The sequence below is a fragment of the Actinomadura rugatobispora genome, from assembly GCF_055379765.1.
The window spans coordinates 4,492,842-4,510,628 of sequence record NZ_AP029191.1; the positions used below are offsets into that span (position 1 = coordinate 4,492,842).

General features: G+C 72.2%; 18 protein-coding genes and 1 pseudogene. 7 read left to right on the plus strand and 12 right to left on the minus strand.

Annotated features, from left to right (window positions below):
* Positions 1–9 precede the first annotated feature (9 nt).
* Positions 10–1,701 (minus strand): IS200/IS605 family accessory protein TnpB-related protein, encoded by a 1,692-nt coding sequence (locus ACZ466_RS19680; protein ID WP_378285348.1) that lies wholly within the window; start codon positions 1,699–1,701, stop codon positions 10–12.
* A gap of 296 nt (positions 1,702–1,997) precedes the next feature.
* Here ACZ466_RS19680 and ACZ466_RS19685 point away from each other — a divergent pair, with 296 nt between their 5' ends.
* Positions 1,998–3,593: an FAD-binding oxidoreductase gene (locus ACZ466_RS19685; protein WP_378285349.1), complete on the plus strand. Its 1,596-nt coding sequence runs from the start codon at positions 1,998–2,000 to the stop codon at positions 3,591–3,593.
* A 546-nt stretch (positions 3,594–4,139) separates the two neighbouring features.
* Here the strand turns inward: ACZ466_RS19685 and ACZ466_RS19690 are convergent.
* Positions 4,140–4,679 carry an AAA family ATPase gene (locus ACZ466_RS19690; protein ID WP_378285350.1) on the minus strand — a complete coding sequence of 180 codons (540 nt, stop codon included), beginning with the start codon at positions 4,677–4,679 and terminating at the stop codon, positions 4,140–4,142.
* A 69-nt stretch (positions 4,680–4,748) separates the two neighbouring features.
* Here ACZ466_RS19690 and ACZ466_RS19695 point away from each other — a divergent pair, with 69 nt between their 5' ends.
* Positions 4,749–4,937, plus strand: a complete 189-nt coding sequence (locus tag ACZ466_RS19695; RefSeq protein WP_378285351.1) for a hypothetical protein — start codon at positions 4,749–4,751, stop codon at positions 4,935–4,937.
* Between the two features lie 178 nt (positions 4,938–5,115).
* Here the strand turns inward: ACZ466_RS19695 and ACZ466_RS19700 are convergent.
* From ACZ466_RS19700 to ACZ466_RS19715, 4 genes and pseudogenes are all read right to left on the minus strand, one after another.
* Positions 5,116–5,304: pseudogene (locus ACZ466_RS19700) on the minus strand (IS982 family transposase); the annotation flags it as partial.
* A 123-nt stretch (positions 5,305–5,427) separates the two neighbouring features.
* The gene (locus ACZ466_RS19705) at positions 5,428–5,700 is read right to left on the minus strand and encodes a helix-turn-helix domain-containing protein (protein ID WP_378285353.1); all 273 of its coding nucleotides are present in this window, start codon (positions 5,698–5,700) and stop codon (positions 5,428–5,430) included.
* Positions 5,700–6,191, minus strand: coding sequence for a DUF2975 domain-containing protein (locus ACZ466_RS19710; protein WP_464043896.1), 492 nt, complete (start codon positions 6,189–6,191; stop codon positions 5,700–5,702). The genes ACZ466_RS19705 and ACZ466_RS19710 overlap by 1 nt, the downstream gene beginning before the upstream one ends.
* A gap of 393 nt (positions 6,192–6,584) precedes the next feature.
* On the minus strand, positions 6,585–7,100 hold the full coding sequence (locus ACZ466_RS19715; protein ID WP_378285355.1) for a class IV adenylate cyclase: 516 nt from the start codon (positions 7,098–7,100) through the stop codon (positions 6,585–6,587).
* A 77-nt stretch (positions 7,101–7,177) separates the two neighbouring features.
* Between ACZ466_RS19715 and ACZ466_RS19720 the strand changes: the two genes are divergently transcribed.
* Complete coding sequence (locus tag ACZ466_RS19720; RefSeq protein ID WP_378285356.1) at positions 7,178–7,459, plus strand: hypothetical protein; 282 nt, start codon at positions 7,178–7,180, stop codon at positions 7,457–7,459.
* 343 nt (positions 7,460–7,802) lie between these two features.
* On the plus strand, positions 7,803–7,934 hold the full coding sequence (locus tag ACZ466_RS19725) for a hypothetical protein (RefSeq protein ID WP_378285357.1): 132 nt from the start codon (positions 7,803–7,805) through the stop codon (positions 7,932–7,934).
* 49 nt (positions 7,935–7,983) lie between these two features.
* On the opposite strand, the gene ACZ466_RS19730 is transcribed toward ACZ466_RS19725, so the two are convergent.
* Genes ACZ466_RS19730 through ACZ466_RS19740 form a run of 3 tightly spaced genes read right to left on the minus strand, consistent with a single transcriptional unit; the run spans position 7,984 to position 10,632 of the window.
* Positions 7,984–8,115 (minus strand): hypothetical protein, encoded by a 132-nt coding sequence (locus ACZ466_RS19730; protein ID WP_378285358.1) that lies wholly within the window; start codon positions 8,113–8,115, stop codon positions 7,984–7,986.
* 38 nt (positions 8,116–8,153) lie between these two features.
* Complete coding sequence (locus ACZ466_RS19735; protein WP_378285359.1) at positions 8,154–8,498, minus strand: DUF3140 domain-containing protein; 345 nt, start codon at positions 8,496–8,498, stop codon at positions 8,154–8,156.
* Positions 8,499–8,511: 13 nt separating this feature from the next.
* Positions 8,512–10,632 carry a catalase gene (locus ACZ466_RS19740; protein ID WP_378285360.1) on the minus strand — a complete coding sequence of 707 codons (2,121 nt, stop codon included), beginning with the start codon at positions 10,630–10,632 and terminating at the stop codon, positions 8,512–8,514.
* 146 nt (positions 10,633–10,778) lie between these two features.
* Here ACZ466_RS19740 and ACZ466_RS19745 point away from each other — a divergent pair, with 146 nt between their 5' ends.
* Positions 10,779–11,813, plus strand: a complete 1,035-nt coding sequence (locus tag ACZ466_RS19745; protein ID WP_378285361.1) for a YihY/virulence factor BrkB family protein — start codon at positions 10,779–10,781, stop codon at positions 11,811–11,813.
* A 70-nt stretch (positions 11,814–11,883) separates the two neighbouring features.
* Complete coding sequence (locus tag ACZ466_RS19750; RefSeq protein WP_378285362.1) at positions 11,884–13,377, plus strand: alpha/beta fold hydrolase; 1,494 nt, start codon at positions 11,884–11,886, stop codon at positions 13,375–13,377.
* A gap of 1 nt (position 13,378) precedes the next feature.
* Here the strand turns inward: ACZ466_RS19750 and ACZ466_RS19755 are convergent, their stop codons facing one another.
* On the minus strand, positions 13,379–14,416 hold the full coding sequence (locus ACZ466_RS19755) for a nitronate monooxygenase (RefSeq protein WP_378285363.1): 1,038 nt from the start codon (positions 14,414–14,416) through the stop codon (positions 13,379–13,381).
* A gap of 60 nt (positions 14,417–14,476) precedes the next feature.
* On the opposite strand from ACZ466_RS19755, the gene ACZ466_RS19760 reads away from it, so the two are divergent.
* Positions 14,477–15,400: a 2-hydroxyacid dehydrogenase gene (locus ACZ466_RS19760; protein WP_378285364.1), complete on the plus strand. Its 924-nt coding sequence runs from the start codon at positions 14,477–14,479 to the stop codon at positions 15,398–15,400.
* 12 nt (positions 15,401–15,412) lie between these two features.
* On the opposite strand, the gene ACZ466_RS19765 is transcribed toward ACZ466_RS19760, so the two are convergent.
* Both ACZ466_RS19765 and ACZ466_RS19770 read right to left on the minus strand, forming a co-directional pair.
* Positions 15,413–16,501 carry an NAD(P)-dependent alcohol dehydrogenase gene (locus tag ACZ466_RS19765; protein ID WP_378285365.1) on the minus strand — a complete coding sequence of 363 codons (1,089 nt, stop codon included), beginning with the start codon at positions 16,499–16,501 and terminating at the stop codon, positions 15,413–15,415.
* Positions 16,502–16,505: 4 nt separating this feature from the next.
* A complete protein-coding gene (locus ACZ466_RS19770) occupies positions 16,506–17,756 on the minus strand; it encodes a cytochrome P450 (protein ID WP_378285366.1) in 1,251 nt (416 codons plus the stop codon).
* Between the last annotated feature and the right edge of the window lie 31 nt (positions 17,757–17,787).

Genomic DNA, 17,787 nt, shown 5'->3' on the forward strand with positions numbered 1-17,787 from the left:
CAACCGTTCCTATTCAGTTTCAGTGTGCAGGATTGGCATCTGATGCCGACTCCCGGAACTGCGCGTATCCCGAACGGTGTTGGATGCGCTGGTCACCCGCGTTCGTCTGCCCGTCCGGCTGGGTGCATCGTGTGCAGGTTCCGTGACGGGTGGGCGGGTTCCCTCACGCCTTCGGCTACCCGGTCGGGCCTGGGCGGTCCGATGCCCCTGCTCATCGCTCCGGTGAGCAGGGGGCGGTGCCGTCCGTCGCCGGATCGGGTGCCCGAGGGCGCGTCGCCCGATCGCGATGCTCGCGGCATCGTGCCGGGACACTTCACGGCGTGGGGTACGCAGCGGCTTCTGCCAATGCTGGGCACCCCACTGGGATGTGTAGGCCGGGTCGACGGCCACGACCGCCAAGCCCGCTTCGGCCGCCATCGACACCAGCCGTGCCTTCAGTTTCTCGGTGGGGAAGCCGGAGATCAGCTGCCGGAACCGCCTGCGCCGCCCGTGCTTCTCCCGGGTCTTGCCGTCGGTGAAGTCGAGGTCTTCGATGGCGATGGCGACCACGCCGCAGGATACGGCCCAGTGCAGCAGGCGGGTGAGGGCGTGCCGGATCTGCGCGTCACGGTGGGTGGAGGTGCCGGTCAGGGTGTAGCCGAAGCGGTGCGGGTCGCCGATGGGGTTGCCGCAGGGGTCGAGCCGCCATGCGGCCAGGTGGTCGGCGTTGGCGTCCACCCCGACCACACCCCGCGCGCACGCCGTCCGGAGGGGGATCGCCTGGACGGGGCTGCGCTGCCAGGACGCGGTCAGATACCAGCGGTCGCGTTCGGGGTCGTGGTGGATGCGGTAGGCCACCGCCCGGTCCGCCTGGACGCGGTCGGCCCACTCGGCGCCCCGGTGCCGGAACGCGACGCGGGCGGCCAGGACGTAGCGGCCGTGCGGAGCGTTCGCCAGGGACGCCAAGGGGGCGGGGAGGCGGATCGACACCTGGCCGCCGGGGGTGAGGCGGATGGTCTCGTTACCGCACCGCTTCCCGCTCTCGCCATCGGCGGCCAGGAACGATCGCCGGGCCTCCCAGCGCTCCCGCCACCGCCGCTCGGTGAGCCCGGCATCGCCGAGATGGTGGCGGGTGCGGGCGAGTCTCTTGCCGCCGCGTACCACGTGCACGATCCCGGCGTCCCGGTCGGCCCGCTCACCGGTGAGCCGGTCTTTCAGAACGGCCAGGCGGCGGGACTTGGCGAACCACTCGCGCCGGGACCCGTACCCGCCCGGCGCCCGCCCGGCACCCCTGGCTCCCATGGGCAGGGACAGCCGGTGCTCCAGCGTCCGCACTCCCGCCTCCAGGCCCTGGATGTGCGCGTGCTGGGCGCGGCGGGCCAGGGCCCACTGGTCATGGGTGGCCTTGGTGATCGAACCGGCCCACCGCGCCGACGACACCCCGGTCAACTCCCGCTTGCGCGCCGCCCACCGATCCGCATCATGCGCCAGGCCATCGCCACACCGGGCCTTCAGATCCCGGGCGGCCAGCGACCCCAGATGCGCCCCCACCAGCCGCAACACCCGCTCGTCGGCAGCGGTCAGGCCCTTGAGACGGTCACGCACCGCCACCCCCGGCGGGCCCGCCGCCACGAACGGCGGCGCGATCGGACGCACCCCGCCGCCTGGGGGGCGGGCTGCGCGGCCGGGAGCGGCAGCACCACCGGAAGCGGTGCGCGACATGACGAACACTTTAAGTGACATAACTCGAACATGCAATCGACTTCTGCTGCTCGGACGCCGTGGCGGCACATCGCCATAGGCACGCATGGGTATTCATGGACACTCCTGAACACTCTCCCGCCAACAGGTCCGAACCCTACGTATGTCGGTGATAAGGCCGACGCTAAGCAGGCGGCGGGGGACCTGTCATCTGTCACGCGACTGGGGAGTTGCGCCTACCGCTCCGGTGGAGCCAGGCCCACTGATTCTTCGCGGCCGCGTTCCTAGGTTGAGGGCAACCTGACCGAGGAGCCCTGATGACCGAGCGAACCAGAAGGAACGTCCTGCGCGGCGGCCTGGCTGCGACGGCGGCGGGCATCGCCGTCCCCACCCTTGGAGCCGGCCCCGCCGGAGCGGAACCCGGCTGCCCGCTCCCGCCCGGCCCCGCCAAGGTCGGACGCGACGACCCGCGCCACCGATCCCTGGCCACCCGCGGCTACAACCGGCGGTTCGTGGGCCGGCCCGAGCACGTGTGGGTGGTCGGCACGACCGAACACGTCGTCCGGGCCGTGCAGGAGGCGGTCGACGGCGGCAAGAGGGTCACGGTCCGCAGCGGCGGCCACGGCTTCGAGGACTTCGCCGCCGACCCCGCCGTGCAGGTCGTCATCGACACCTCCGCCATGACCGCCGTCTACTACGACCCGGGCCGCCGCGCGTTCGCCGTGGAGGCGGGCGCCCTGCTGGGCGAGGTGTACCGCAGGCTCTACCTGGGCTGGGGCGTGACGATCCCCGCCGGATGGTGCCCCACCGTGGGCGCCGGCGGGCACGTCCTGGGCGGCGGCTTCGGCCCGCTGTCACGGTCGATGGGCCTGGCCGTCGACCACCTCCACGCGGTCGAGGTCGTCGTGGTGGACCGAGCGGGCAGGGCCCGCAGCGTCGTCGCCACCCGCGAGGCCACGGACCCGAACCGGGACCTGTGGTGGGCGCACACCGGCGGCGGGGGCGGCAACTTCGGCATCGTCACCCGCTACTGGTTCCGCACGCCCGGCGCGCGCGGCGACGACCCCGCCCGGCTGCTCCCCGCGCCGCCGCCGACCGTGCTGACCTTCACCATCACCTGGGACTGGAACGGGTTCGACAAGGCGTCCTTCGCCCGGATGGTCCGCAACTACGGCGCATGGGCCGAGCGCAACAGCGCGCCGGACTCCCCGTCCACCCGGCTCTACAGCGAGCTCCAGCTCAACCGCCGGCCGGCCGGGACGCTCGGCATGATCGGCCAGGTGGCCGCCGCGTCCGGCGCCGAACGGCTGCTGGACGACCATCTGGCCGCGATCAACCGCGGCGTCCCGGTCACCCCGGTCCGCCAGGTGAGGAACCAGCCCTGGCTGGCCGCCGCCCTGGCCGGATCGCCGGGCGAACCCGGCCCCCACTACCGGCTGAAGGCCAAGTCGTCGTACCTGCGCCGCCGCCTGAGCGACCGGCAGATCGACGTCCTGCACCACCATCTCACCCGGACCGACTACGACTACCTGGGCGGCATGCTCAACCTCTACACCTTCGGCGGCCGGGTCAACACCGTCGCCCCGGACGCGACGGCGACGCCGCACCGCGACACGATCATGAAGGTCTTCCTGGTCAACGGCTGGGAGGACCCCGCCGACGACCACCGGCACATCGCCTGGCTGCGGGAGCTCTACCGCGACCTGTACGCCGACACCGGCGGCGTCCCGGCGCCCGGCGACGGCGCGTTCATCAACTACCCCGACGCCGACCTGGCCGACCCCGCCTGGAACAGGGGCGCGCCCTGGCACACCCTCTACTACCGGGACAACTACCCCCGGCTCCAGCAGGTCAAGGCCAGGTGGGACCCGCGCGACGTCTTCCGCCACACCCTCTCGGTGCGCCCCGCCTAGCCGCGGACGCCGTCGTACCCCTGTGAGCACCCCACAGCGATACCGCACACCGGGGCGCCCGACTACGTTGATCAGCATGAGGGCAGGGGACGAGTTGGCGGGCCGTTACCGGCTCAAGCGCGGGCGTTGGGCGATGTCGCAAAAGCCGTGGCAGGCGGTCGCGGGAACTGACCCAGCAGGACGACGAACTGGCCTGGTGGACGCTTGGCGGCGGCAAGCCCGGCTGATATCAAGCGGCCCATGGCGAGATACCGCACCCGCGACGGCCACGATGTCACCATCGGTGCACGAGTTTGGGCCCAGAACGGGACCGGACCGTTCGCTATCACGAAACCCGGCACGGCTTACGGGTCGACTCCCGAAGGCTGGGTGCTCATGGTCGGCGCAGACGGCGAAGAAAGACTCCATGCCCCAGAGGACGTCTCGATCTACTACTACCTCTCCAGGCCGTCCCAGTCCTGACAGCGCTGAGCACGTAATGAACGTGCGCGATGCGGGGGTTCCGGCCAGATAAATCCGCAGCGTGCCCTTTCGGACCTACTTGGTTTATCCCCGGTCGAGGGCGTCCAGGACGAACCGGACCCGCTCCTCGACCGGGACGCGCGGCAGCTCGACCAGCTCGTAGCCGAACTCCCGGTACGTCTCCACCATCGACGCGTGGGTCCGCTCCGCGACCTCCAGGGACTGCCTGCGCTCCTCGTCCCGCCGGTAGATCTCCGGCCACGGCGGCGCGACGAACACCCGGCGGTGGTACCGGAAGGCCCGCGCCGCCTCCATCACATGCGCCGGTACGGGCCGCCCCTCCAGCCGCAGGTAGCCGACGATGTCCGGGACGCCGCGATCGAAGAACACCAGACCGGACGACGCCGCCAGTCCGTACGAGCGCAGCTCCCACGACAGCATCAGCTCGGCGAACAGGTCCGGATCCTTCCAGGGCAGCCCCGGGCCGCCGATCGCCATCTGGTCGCGGATCACCCCGCGGCCGGCCTCATCCGACCGCGCGAACCCGGCCTCCTCCAACTCCTCGACCAGCGTGCTCTTCCCCGACCCCGGACCCCCGGTCAGCACCACGAACCGTTCGCTCATACACGAATTCTCCCGAGCCCGGTTGGGACCCGCCCCACGGGTATCGCCTACCGCAAAAGGGGAGGACACATGACCGAGCGCAAGGACGACAGTGACAAGCCGCTTGCGGACCGCCGCGCCGAGAGCGGCGCCCCGCAGGAGGACGACCAGGACTTCGCAGACGAGCACACCCCAGGCCCGACCGACCCGCCCAACGCCCCAGCCGACGCCCCAGGCGGCGAAGAAGAGGGCTACACCCCCCAAACCGAGATCCCCTAGCGAACAGCGAGGCACCCACACCTCAGCGAGGGGGTGAGAAGAGCAGGGTCGGCGCCGTGACCGACTATCTCCAAGGTGTCCAGCACAACTGACAGCCGCGAAGGTGCGATAACGCTGCTCAGGTCGTCGGTGCATGAACTCGGCGACGGCGAGGAGTGACAGCTGCTCCTGCGTTCGGCGCGAACGCCACCGGCAGCCCGCCCAGCGTGCACAGCAGGTGCAGCCGCAGCCCCCAGAAGAATCGCGAATGCGACGCGCGGTGACCGTACTCGGCCCACCCGGCCGGCGCGCTGCGGCGGGCGGCCTGCCGGGACCGGCCGCACTCCACCGGGGTCGAGTCCGCCACCCGCACGTCGTCCTCCCACAGCGGGGGGACCTGGCTCAATGTGCGGGACCAGCGCCGTTGCCGCCCGCAGACGTCGTTCGTCACAAAACGATCTTGGACACCCTCACTGCATGTCCGCAGCCAGATCCTGGGGAATCAAGAAGTCTAGAGTCGGTCTTCCACTTCGGCCTTGGCCACCGTCGCCGACGGCTGATGTCGCCCGTCCGCGGTGTCCTCGGCCTCAAAGCGCAGCAGGTCTCCCGGCTGGCAGTCGAGCGCCTCGCAGAGCGCGGCGAGTGTCGCGAAGCGCACCGCCTTGGCGCGGCCGTTCTTGAGCACCGCCAGGTTGGCGGGGGTGATCCCGACGCGGTCCGCGAGTTCGCCCACCGACAGCTTCCGCTTGGCCAGCATCACGTCGATGTCGACGATGATCGGCATCAGATCACCTCGTCCAGCTCGGCCCGCATCCGCGTCGCTTCGACGTCGCGCGCGACGGCCTGGGCAAGCAGCATCCGCAGTATGAGCACGATGAGCGCGGCCCCCAGGACCGCCATGCCGATCCCGCCCATGATGACGGTCACACCCGGGTTGTCCCGATGCTCTGGTGCCAGGAGGGCCGTGAGCGCGAACCACAAGAGGGCGGCTGCCGCGATCGCACCGACCACGACGTCCACGTACCGGAAGGCGGCATGGGAGAACACGGTTCCGCGTCGCACCATCGTCACCAGCCGCCATACACAGACCACGACGACCTGGCCCGTCACGACGCCCAGGATCACGATCACGCGGAGCGAGGTCAGCGGGAGCGACCCGTCCTCCGGGTCGCTCCCGCTGACCAGCGCCCACATCAGCACCGCCTGTACGAACACGGTGCTGGCGAGCACCCCTGCGAGCACGACGCGCAGCGCACGCACTGTCAGCTCTCCCACGACGCCTCCCTCGATCGACTCACGATAAGAATCTATCGAGATTCGATAGATATGGCAAGGGGTCGACCGGGATGAGCATGGCCGTGCCCGATGTCACCCCGTGGGAAGCGGCAGACAAGGGGCCTGGCGAATCTCCCGGCGGACCGCGAGCGACTGGACCGCATCCACCGGTACCTCAAGGGTGAGCACGAAGGCCCGGCGCGCAGTACCGGCTGCCGCTGCTGAAGTCCGGCGCAGGCGCCGGCCGTGGAGGGATACATGTCCTCAGGCCATCCCTTGGAATCAACCATCTGGGCGACGTTGCCGCCGGCTCGAACACTTTCGACCACAGCCTGCAGCGTCCGATGCGGCCGCGACCAGTCCAGGACTGTCCGGATACGCCGGTGCGCGGGCTCAGGCACGGGCGTTGAGTACGGCGTCGGTGTACTGCTCGGTCGTCAGGTCCGCGTCTGTGATGCCAAGCTCGGCCAGGACCGCGCGGACGGCGCCGAGTGCCTCGCTCAGGTCTGCCTCGATGGCGAGCGTTTCCAGTTCGACGAACGTCCCGTCCAGTTCAGGGACGGTGACCATTGTCGCCAGCATGTCCCGGCCATGGGCGTTGAACCGGTAGTTGGCGCAGTCCTTCGTGAGGCGGACGTATTCGATGGCGCCCAGGGCACGCAGCACGGTGTCGATCACGGCCGCGTCCGCGACCTTGGTCTCGTGCTCGGGCTTGGACCCGGACGCCTCGTCGACGGCCGGTTCCTTGTAGGTCAGGATCGTCTGGCAGGTGCCGCCCTGCTCGACCACGCGCACGCGCAGTTCCCGGCCGCGGCCGGTGAACGAGCCGTCCGCCCGGTCGTAATAGGTGTCCCGGTAAACGCGCGGCTCCTCATCGGCGCGCTTGCGCAGTTCCTCGGGGTCACGCACGCGCGCCGGGCAGCCGACGGGGATGTGGTCTGGAAGGGCGACCAGCACCCGTTGGAGCCAGGCGCGGGGGTCAACCTGTGACCGGTGACGTCGAACTGTTGGAGGCGCTGCGCGGAGCACTTATGGCCGAGGGCTGGTGCGCGGTTCCTCGGTATCACGAGGTGCCGGGGCGGCTGCGGGTCTGGCATCCGTCGAACCCGGTCGTCGGGGAGACCGTGAACGTGGCGTGCGAGCGGGACGGCTTGTGGTTCCGCTCGTCCACGGGTGCGCTCATGGCCCGGCGCCACGACATCCCGGGCGCGGTCGCCTACGTTGAGCGCGAGTTGGGCGCGCTCGTCCGGCCCCACGCGCCCGTCTGAGGCCCCGCGGTCCCAGGCTGAGGCGCGCGCCTGGGGCCGCGGTTCCGCGTCGTACGGCCGCACGTCCCTCTCGATCGTCGAGCGGCCGTACAGCACCACGTGGCCCCCGACCGGCCGAACCCTGCGGGGGGGGTGGCGGCGGGGCCCTGAGTGGCCGGTCGCCCCATCCGGACGCCGCACGCAGGTCACCAGGGCGGGCGCGGCCGCCGTGGCTTCGAGCACGGGGCGGCCTGGCCTCTCCGGCGCGGCAGCCGGCCGCTCCGTAGCAGCCTCTCGCTCCTGGCATGCGGCGTGCGGCCGGGGGTGAGGTTCCAGACGATGATGCGCGCCGGAGGAGGTGCACATGTCCGGACCGGTGGCCGAGACCAAGGACCCGCGCGGCCTCGTGCGCCGCGATCAAGAGTGGTTGCTGGCCGGCGTACAGGGCGTGGTCGTGCTCATGTCCGTTGTCGGCACGGGCCTTGCCTGTCACTGATCCGGCGGGCCCATGAGACGTTCCGCACGGGCCCGTCGCCTTGCTGAGCTCAGGACGGGTGCGGGGGTTGCTGGTCGGGTGGTACGCCGCCGCCCTTGTCGCCCTTGTCGGTTCCGTGGGCGTGGCCCTTGGGACGGGTGCTCTTCGGGTCGGTCGCCTCGGGCGCGGGCTGCTCGTTCACCGCCGTGCGCTCCGAGCGGGCATGGTCTCCCTCGTCGTTCAGGGTTTGAGCGGGTCGTGGCCGACCGTCATCAGCGACCGGCGCCAGGCGTCGTCCTGCTCGGCGTCCGGGGGCGCGTCGGCGACCTGGTCTTCGACGAACTCCACGACCTTGCGCATGACGTCGGCGTCGGCCCCGGTCAGGTCGGCCTTGCGCTTGCGGAGCAGATCGACCACGCGGGTGCCGAGTTCCGGCAGCTCCATCCCGGGGTCGGCGGGGAACGCCCCGCTCTCGCCCGCGGCGTCGGTGAGCAGCCAGACCCGGATCTCGTCCGAGGTCATGTTCACGACCTGGTGGAACTCGTCCCAGAGCAGCTCGACGTCCGGGGGGTCGGGTCGGGTCATCGTCCTCTCCTTGTCAGGCGGGTACGGCGTCGCGGTCGCGGTCCCAGTGGCGGTGCGCCGCGATCGCCTCGATCAGGCGGGGCGCGAAGTCGTCGGCGGGGCCGCGGCGGGTCACCACGCCCCGGTCGGAGCGGGTGCCGTCGCCGTTTCCGGCGTACGCGACGCCCGGCAGCCCGGCGCGTTCCAGGACCTCGATGCCGTCGCCGACGGCGCCGATCGCCTTGCCGTGCTTGAACGCCTCGGCGACGAAGTGCACCGCGAGCCCGTCGCTCTTGAGCGTGCGGGCGGACTCGGCGCCGCCGGGGATCAGGACGGCGTCGTACAGCACGGACGCGACCGTCGACATGGCGCGGGTGACCTCGACGCTCGCGCCGTTGCCCGCCTGGATCGTCCCGTCCTTGGCGGCCAGCACCTCCACGACCGCGCCGGCGTTGGTGAGGGCGTCGGCGGCCGAGGCGATGTCCGCGGAGTCGACGCCCTCCGCGGCCAGCACGGCGACCTTGCGGGTGCGGACGCTCTCGCGGGGCGCGTTCGCCTGGCTGAGCGCGGGCGAGCTGCGGCCGTGGTTGGGCGTGTTGGACGGCTTGGGCGGCTCCACCCCGATGCCCTCGGCGACCCGGAGCGCCAGGTCGTGGTCCACGTGGTTGAGGTGGTCGACGACGCCCTCGCGGATGGGCACGGTCTCGACCTTGCCGAGCTCGAACCGGAACGCCGCGACGATGTGCGCCTTCTCCCAGTCGGCCATGCTGTTCCAGAACAGCGTCGCCTGGCTGTAGTGGTCCTGGAAGCTCTCGCTGCGCTTGCGGATCTTGTTGCCGTCCACCCGCTCCTGGTAGTGGGTGAACGCGCCGGGCGCGGGTCCGGCCCCGTCGCCGGCGAGCGCCGGGCAGCCGCCCGACAGGGTGTTCTTGTGGTACGCGGCGCGCCCCGTGTGGATGTCGGACTGGTGGTAGCCGTCGCGCTGGTGGTTGCGCACCGGGGCGACCGGCCGGTTGACGGGCAGCTGCGGGAAGTTGGGCCCGCCGAGCCGGATGAGCTGGGTGTCCAGGTAGGAGAACAGCCTGCCCTGGAGCAGCGGGTCGTTGGTGAAGTCGATGCCGGGGACCACGTTGCCGAGGTGGAAGGCGACCTGCTCGGTCTCGGCGAAGAAGTTGTCGGGGTTGCGGTCCAGGACGAGCCGTCCGACCGGGCGGGCCGGAACCTGCTCCTCTGGAATGATCTTGGTGGCGTCGAGCAGGTCGAAGTCGAACCTGTGCTCGTCCTCCTCGGGCACCAGCTGCAGGCACAGCTCGTATTCGGGGTAATGGCCGGCCTCGATGGTGTCCCACAGGTCGCGGCGGTTGAAGTCGGGGTCCTTGCCGGCGATCTTCTGGGTCTCGTCCCAGTCCAGCGAGTGGGTGCCCAGGGTGGGCTTCCAGTGGAACTTCACGAACGTGGCCCGGCCCTCGGCGCTCACCAGCCGGAAGGTGTGCACGCCGAAGCCCTGCATCATCGCGAAGCTGCGCGGCAGTGCCCGGTCGGACATCAGCCACATCATCATGTGGATGGTCTCGGGCTGGAGCTGGACGAAGTCCCACAGGGTGTCGTGCGCGGACGCGGCCTGGGGGATCTCGTTGTGCGGCTCGGGCTTCACCGCGTGCACGAAGTCGGGGAACTTGATCGCGTCCTGGATGAAGAACACCGGCATGTTGTTGCCGACCAGGTCGAAGTTGCCCTGGCGGGTGTAGAACTTGGTCGCGAAGCCGCGCACGTCCCGTACGGTGTCGGCGGACCCGCGCGAGCCGGCGACGGTGGAGAACCGCACGAACACGGGCGTGCTCAGGGACGGGTCGGTGAGGAAGTCGGCGGCCGTGTACTCGGCCAGCGACCCGTCGTAGACGTGGAAGTGCCCGTAGGCGCCGGCGCCGCGCGCGTGCACGACCCGTTCCGGGATCCGCTCGTGGTCGAAGTGGGTGATCTTCTCGCGGAGGTGGAAGTCCTCCATGAGGGTGGGGCCGCGCTCGCCGGCCCGCAGCGAGTTGTCGGTGTCGTCGACCCCGATGCCCTGGTCGGTGGTCAGCTTCCCCTCGGGGTCCACCCGGTGGGGGTCGAGCTGACGTTGCTTGTCGCTTCCGTTCTCGGCGGAGTTCGCCATGGCGGTTCGTGCCCCCAGTGTCCTTCTGGCCGCTTGATTCCGTTTGGGCCGGGTACCCGAGGAAGGGCCTGATATGCCCAAGCCCCCGCAAAGCCGCGTACGCCGCGATCACGAATCGATCCCCCTTTCTCGGGTAAAGCAGGCGCGTGGCGAAGTGGTGGCGCAGGGACGGGACGGCGGAAGCGGCGGACGACGAGGAGGCACCGGACAAGCCCTCGCGGCTGGGGGTCCGCGGGTGGTGGGGCGTGGTGCGGCGGACGGTCCGCGGGTTCATGGACGACAACCTCGTCGACTGGGCGGCGGCGCTGACCTACTACGGCGTGCTCTCGCTCTTCCCCGCGCTGATCATGGCGGTGTCGCTGGTCGGGCTGCTCGGCGCGTCCGGGAAGCGGACGCTGGCCGACAACGTGCGCCAGCTCGCCCCGGGGCGGTTCCGCGACTCGATGATCGGCATTCTGGACAGCCTGCAGGGCACCGCGCCCACCGCCGGGGTGATGGCGGGGGTCGGCCTGCTGCTGGCGCTGTGGTCGGCGTCGCGGTACGTGGGGGCGCTGATCCGGGCGCTGAACGCCGTCTACGACATGCCGGAGGGCCGCCCGCTGTGGAAGCTGGCGCCGCTGCGGATGCTGCTGACCCTGGCGATGATCGTCGTGCTGGCCTCCAGCGCCCTGGCGATCACCTTCACCGGGCGGCTGGCCGAGCAGACCGGGCGGCTGCTGGGGCTGGGCTCGGCGTTCGTGACCGCGTGGGGCGTGCTGAAGTGGCCGGTGCTGCTGGCGATCGTGATCGTGGCGATCGGGACGCTGTACTGGGCCGGGCCCAACGTCCGGCAGCCCGGCCGGCGCTGGGTCACCCCCGGCTGCGTGCTGGCGGTGCTGGTGTGGGTGGCGGCCTCCGCCGGGTTCGCGGTGTACGTGGCGAACTTCGGCTCCTACAACCGGACCTACGGCGCGCTGGCCACCGCGGTGATCTTCCTGGTGTGGATGTGGTTCTCGAACGTGGCGATCCTGGTGGGCGCCGAGTTCGACGCCGAGCTGGCCCGGGGCCGGGCGATCGGGGCGGGCGGGGACGGCGGGGAGCCGTTCGCGGAGCCGCGCGACACGTCCAAGATCAATGAACGGGACGACCTCGGCGAGCGGGAGCCGGACGCCCGTTCCAAGGAGCCCGACCCCGCGAAGTAGACCTGGGTGGAGGGCGGGCCGGGGGCTGCCCTGATGGCGGCGCGGGTCGGGCGCGGCGAGCATCGTCGGTATGCGACCCACGATCCGTTTCACCACGGCGGCGGCCGCGGTCTCCGCCCTCGCGCTCGCGGTGTCCACGCTGGTCCCCGGTTCGGCCGCGGCGGCACGCGCCCCCGCCCCGATCCCCTGCCCCGAGGGGGCGCGATGCGGGACGATCACCGTCCCGCTGGACCGGGCGAACCCCGCCGCCGGTACGACCCGCGTCGGGTACGCGCTGATCGGCCGCCGCGACGCCGCCCGCCCGTCCGCGGGCATGATCGCCGTCAATCCGGGCGGGCCCGGCGGATCGGCCGTGGCCCAGGCGGACATGTTCGTCCAGGCCGCCGGGGACCTCCTCAACGATCACGAGCTGCTGCTGATGGACCCGCGCGGCATGGGCGTGTCCGGGTGGCTGGACTGCGACGTCCGGGACGACGTGTTCACGCTGCGCGGGGCGCCGCTGGTCGAGGAACTGGGACGGTGCGGGCGCTCCCTCGGCGACCGCGCCCGCCACCACACCTCCGCGGCGATCGCCGACGACCTGGACGATCTGCGCGCGCGGCTGGGCGCGCCCAGGCTGAAGCTGCTCGGGCTCTCCTACGGCACGTACCTCATGACCGTGTACGCCCAGCGGCATCCCGGGAAGGTCGATTCGATGGTGCTGTCGGGGGCGTTCCCGCTGGCGTCCGACCCGTGGAAGCGGCCGAACGCGGCGGCGGTGCGGGAGGCGGTCCGCCGGGTGTGCGTGCGCGACGGCGGCTGCGACGGGGAGCGGGTCCTCGCGGACGTGGGGCGGCTGGCCGAGCGGCTCCGCGACCGGCCGATCCCGTACGAGGTGACCGTCGGCGGCCGGCCCCGCACGGTGCGGCTGGACGAGGCCGCGCTCGCGGCGGTGGTGTACGGGGCGAGCGCGGCCTCCGAGGTCGGCCGCTGGGGCGCGCTGCCGAAGGTCGTGCGGGAGGCGCTGCGGGGCCGTCCCGGCCGCCTGGTCGGCCTCGCCCGCCAGGACCTTCTGCGCACGGCCGACCTGCCGCAGGCGGGCCGCGCCTACAGCCTGGGCGCGGGGCTGTCGGTGATCTGCAACGACTATCCGAAGGCGTTCGACATGCGGGCGCCGTTCCGGGTGCGGGAGCGGCAGTACGTCCAGCGCCGGGACGCGCTGCCCGCGCGGGCGTTCGAGCCGTTCAGCGCGGCCGGGTGGACCGACGGCTACAGCGAGCCGGACTGGTGCCTGCGCTGGCCGGATCGCGGCGGGCGCGCCCAGTCGACGGCGCCGCCCGCGACGGGCGCGCCCGTGCTGGTGATGGCCGGCGACCTCGACACCGTCACCGCGCCCGGCGAGAGCCGGGAGGCCGCGCGGCAGTTCCGGAACGCGCGGATGGTCGAGGTCCCGAACGCCGGGCACACCCCGGACGCCGAGCCGACCGGCTGCGCCGCCGGGATCGCGCGGCACTTCCTGCAGCACCGCGAGACCGGCGACACCGCCTGCCTCACCCGCGTCCCGCCCGTCCCGGTGGAGCGTTAGGTCAGGGGCGGCGCGCGTCGGCGGTGAGGGCGGCGACGATCTCCGCGGCGGGGGCCTCCCGGGCCAGGCGGTACGCGGTGCCCGCCCACAGGTTCACGGCCTCCGCGTCGCCGCGCGCGGAGGCCGCCCTGCGCAGCGGGGCGGTGATGTAGTGGACGTCGGGGTAGGCGGCGGGCGCGTGCTCCCCGTGCTCCTCCATGAACCGGTTGACCAGGCCGCGCGCGGGCCGTCCACTGAAGGCCCTGGTCAGCGCGGTGCGGGTGAAGCGGGGGTCGGTGAGCGCGGCCTTGTGCACGGCGCTCGCGCCGCTCTCCGGGCAGCGCAGGAACGCGGTGCCGAGCTGGGCCGCGACCGCGCCCAGCCCCAGCACCTCGGCGATCTGCGCTCCGGTGCCGAGGCCCCCGGCGGCGATCAGCGGCAGCGTCGTGACGGACCGGACCGCGGCCAGCAGGCGGCGCAGCGGGATCGGGTCGTCCAGCCCGCCGGTGTCGGTGAACGAGCCCTGGTGCGCGCCCGCCTCCGCGCCCTGCACGCACAGCGCGCCGGCGCCGGACGTGGCGGCGGTCACGGCCTCCCGCGCCGTGGTCACGGTCACGATCACCAGCGCGCCCCGTTCCCGGAGGGCGCGGACGGTGGCCGCGTCCGGGCAGCCGAAGGTGAAGCTCACCGCGGCGGGCGGATCGGCGAGCAGGTCGGCGATCTTGTCGTCGTAGGCGTCGGTGCGGTCGGCGGCGGACGGGTCGCCCGGCTCGGCGCCCAGCCGCTCCCCCTCGGGGACGAGCCGTTCGCGGTACGCGGCCACCGCCGCCTCGTCGACCGCGCCGGCCGCGGGCATGAAGACGTTCACACCGAAGGGCCGCGAGGTCAGCGCCCGCGTCGCGGTGATGTCCGCGCGCACCGCCGCGGCGGTCTTGTACCCGGCCGCCAGGAATCCGAGGCCGCCCGCCTCCGACACCGCCGCCGCCAGCGCGGGCGTCGACGCGCCGCCCGCCATCGGCGCCTGCACGACCGGACGGCCGAGCGCTCGCAACTCCAGCATGGGACCCCCCTCGCACCTCGCGGAATACTACGGAATACCGACGATCAAGGAGAGCGCGGGATGCGGGTACTGCTGCACTACGACACCGACTTCTCCGGTGTGGATCCGAACGGCGTGGATCTCCAGGTGGCGAGCTGCCCGGAGGAGGACGACGAGCGGTTCGCCGAGCTGCTGCCCGAGGCCGAGGTGATCTGGCACGTGCTGCGCCCGCTCACCGCCGCCGACCTGGCCCGCGCGCCGCGGCTGCGGCTCGTCCAGAAACTCGGCACCGGGGTGAACACCATCGACCTGGACGCCGCCGCCGAACGCGGCGTCGCGGTCGCGAACATGCCGGGCACCAACGCGCAGGCGGTCGCGGAGACCTCGCTGCTGCTGATGCTGGCGGCGCTGCGCCGGGTGGTCACCTTCGACGCGCGGACCCGGGAGGGGCGGGGCTGGCCCGCCGACCGGGCGCTGGTGGGCGGGGAGCTGAGCGGCCGCACGGTGGGGCTGCTGGGCGGCGGGCAGATCGCGGGCCTGCTGCGCGGCATGCTGGAGGCGATCGGCGCGACCGTCCTCTACACCTCGCGGCGGCCCCGCCCCGACGACCCCGCCTGGCGGGAGCTGGACGACCTGCTGCGGGCCAGCGACATCGTCTCGGTGCACATCCCGCTGACCGCCGAGACCCACCACCTCCTGGACCGGGAGCGGCTGGCGCTGCTGCCGCCCGGCGCGATCGTCGTCAACACCGCCCGCGGCGCGATCATCGACGAGGCGGCGCTGGTGGAGGCGCTGGCGTCCGGGCGGCTCGGCGGGGCCGGGCTGGACGTGTTCGAGCACGAGCCGGTCCCGGCCGGGAACCCGCTGCTCGCGCTCGACACCGTCGTGGCGATGCCACACGTGGCGTGGCTGACCCGGGAGACCTGGGACCGCTACTTCGCGGTCGCGGTGGAGAACTGCCGCCGGCTGGCCTCCGGCGAGGACCTCCTCCACCGCGTCCGCTGAACGCCGGAGGCGCTACCCGCCGGGGAGCAGGACGGGCTTGACGACCTTCCCGGCGTTGACGTCCTCCTCGGCCCGGTTGATCTCCGCGAGCGGGTAGGTGGTGATCAGCCGGTCGAAGGGGAAGCGGCCCTGCCGCCACAGCTCGCCCAGCCGGGGGATGAAGGTCTGCGGGACGGCGTCGCCCTCGATGATGCCCTTCACCGTGCGGCCCATCAGCAGCAGCGTCGGGTCGAACCGGTACTCCTCGCCGCCGACGCCCACCAGGCCGCAGACGCCGGTCGTGCGCAGGCACGCGACCGCCGCCGACACGACGCTCGGCACCGCGGTGGTGTCGAAGGAGTACTGGACGCCCTCGCCGCCGGAGATCTCCTTGATCTTCTCGACCAGGCCGTCCTCGGCGCCGTTCAGGACGTGCGTGGCGCCCAGTTCCCGGGCCAGTTCGAGGCGGGCGTCGTTCAGGTCCACGGCGACGATCGTCGCGGCCCCGGCGACCCGCGCGGCCATCACTCCGGCGAGGCCGACCGCGCCCGTGCCGAAGACGGCGATGCTGTCGCCCACCCCCACGCCCAGTGAGATGAGCACCGACCCGGCGCCCGTCTGTACGCCGCAGCCCAGCGGGCCGAGCAGCTCCAGCGGCGCCTCCTGGTCGACGGGGACCACGTTCCGGACGGTGGCGAGCGCGTGCGAGGCGAACGACGACTGCCCGAACCACCGGTTGTTGACCTGCTCGCCCTGCCCGTCCTTCACGCGCGGCACGCCGTCCAGCGGCATGCCCAGCATGTTGAGCTCGACCATCTGCGCGCAGTTGCCGGGCCGCGCGTCGCGGCAGTTCCGGCACGTCCCGCAGGAGTCGATGGACAGCACCACGTGCGCGCCGACCTCGACCTCGGTCACCCCCGGCCCGACCGCCTCCACGACGCCCGAGCCCTCGTGCCCGAGGATCACGGGTCCGGGCATGCCGCGGCCGACCATGTCGGTGTGGCAGTACCCGACTCCGGCGATCCGCACGACCACCTCGCCCGGCCCGGGATCGGACAGCTCCACGGGCTCGACCGTGTAGGGACCGTCGGCGGCGCGCAGGACCGCGGCTTCGACGCGCATCGGCTCAACCTCTCAACGAGTAGCGGATCGGCAGGCGCTTCAGCCCGCCGACGAACGTGGTCGCCGTGCCCTCCGGGGTCCCGGCCAGCTCGATCGACTCCAGCCGGGGCAGCAGTTCCTCGAAGAACGCCCGGGTCTCGATCCGCGCCAGCGCCGCCCCCAGGCAGTAGTGGACGCCGAACCCGAACGCCAGGTGCTTGTTCGGATCGCGCCCGACGTCGAACCGGAACGGGTCGTCGAACACGTCCTCGTCCCGGTTGGCCGACGGGTAGGACAGCACCACCGACTCGCCCGCGCGGATCGTGGCGCCCCGCAGCTCGTAGTCGGTCGTGGCGGTGCGCATGAACTCCTTGACCGGGCTCACCCAGCGGATCATCTCGTCCACCGCGAGCGGCATCAGCCCCGGGTCGTCCTGGAGGCGGCGCAGCTGGTCGGGGTGCTCGATCAGCGCGTGCAGGCCGCCGGAGATGGTGGAGCTGGTGGTGTCGTGCCCCGCGGTCGCGATGATCACGTAGTAGGAGGTGGTGTCGAAGTCGTTCAGCGGCTCCCCGTCGACCGTCGCGTTCGCGATCGCCGAGGCCAGGTCGTCGGTCGGCCGCGCCCGCCGCGCCTTGGTGAGCTCCTGGAAGTAGGCGAAGAACTCCATGAGGACCTCGAGGACCTCTTCGGGCGTCTCGCCGCGGCGCAGCTCGGTGTCGTCGCCGCCGAACAGCTCCTGGGTCAGCTTGAGCATCCGGTCGAAGTCCGACTCCGGCAGCCCCAGCAGCGACAGGATCACGTACAGCGGGTAGTGCACCGACACCTGCCGGACGAAGTCGCAGCTGTCGCCGAGGATCGCCATCCGGTCCACGTACCGGCGGGCCAGCTCCCTGATCCGCGGCTCCAGCGCCCGCATCGCCTTGGGGCGGAACCAGTCGGCGCCGATCGCCCGCACCACCCGGTGGTCGGGGTCGTCCATGTGGACCAGGGTCCGCAGCCCGATGCCCTGCTCGGCGCGGGTCCGGTTGATCTCGTCCTGGACGGCGGTGGCCAGCAGCGGGCGCGGGGCGTTCAGGAACACCTCGTGGTCGCGCTCGATCTCCAGCACGTCGGCGTGCCGGGTGATCGCCCAGAAGGGGTTGTAGCCGGGCGCCTCCACCCAGCGCACCGGATCCTCGCGGCGCAGCAGCGTCAGCGCCGCGTGCAGCCGTGCTTCGTCGGCGTACGCGCCCGGATCGGCGAGCGCTCGGCCCGCCTCCTCCACGGTGAGGCTCATCTCGGCTCCTCCAGCCGGGGTCGTCCCCCGG

Bases quoted from the DNA above. Each gene is read 5' to 3' on its own strand.
- ACZ466_RS19680 (WP_378285348.1), bottom strand. From the start codon at position 1,701: ATGTCGCGCACCGCTTCCGGTGGTGCTGCCGCTCCCGGCCGCGCAGCC.
- ACZ466_RS19685 (WP_378285349.1), top strand. From the start codon at position 1,998: ATGACCGAGCGAACCAGAAGGAACGTCCTGCGCGGCGGCCTGGCTGCG.
- ACZ466_RS19690 (WP_378285350.1), bottom strand. From the start codon at position 4,679: ATGAGCGAACGGTTCGTGGTGCTGACCGGGGGTCCGGGGTCGGGGAAG.
- ACZ466_RS19695 (WP_378285351.1), top strand. From the start codon at position 4,749: ATGACCGAGCGCAAGGACGACAGTGACAAGCCGCTTGCGGACCGCCGC.
- ACZ466_RS19705 (WP_378285353.1), bottom strand. From the start codon at position 5,700: ATGCCGATCATCGTCGACATCGACGTGATGCTGGCCAAGCGGAAGCTG.
- ACZ466_RS19725 (WP_378285357.1), top strand. From the start codon at position 7,803: ATGTCCGGACCGGTGGCCGAGACCAAGGACCCGCGCGGCCTCGTGCGC.
- ACZ466_RS19735 (WP_378285359.1), bottom strand. From the start codon at position 8,498: ATGACCCGACCCGACCCCCCGGACGTCGAGCTGCTCTGGGACGAGTTC.
- ACZ466_RS19740 (WP_378285360.1), bottom strand. From the start codon at position 10,632: ATGGCGAACTCCGCCGAGAACGGAAGCGACAAGCAACGTCAGCTCGAC.
- ACZ466_RS19750 (WP_378285362.1), top strand. From the start codon at position 11,884: ATGCGACCCACGATCCGTTTCACCACGGCGGCGGCCGCGGTCTCCGCC.
- ACZ466_RS19755 (WP_378285363.1), bottom strand. From the start codon at position 14,416: ATGCTGGAGTTGCGAGCGCTCGGCCGTCCGGTCGTGCAGGCGCCGATG.
- ACZ466_RS19760 (WP_378285364.1), top strand. From the start codon at position 14,477: ATGCGGGTACTGCTGCACTACGACACCGACTTCTCCGGTGTGGATCCG.
- ACZ466_RS19765 (WP_378285365.1), bottom strand. From the start codon at position 16,501: ATGCGCGTCGAAGCCGCGGTCCTGCGCGCCGCCGACGGTCCCTACACG.
- ACZ466_RS19770 (WP_378285366.1), bottom strand. From the start codon at position 17,756: ATGAGCCTCACCGTGGAGGAGGCGGGCCGAGCGCTCGCCGATCCGGGC.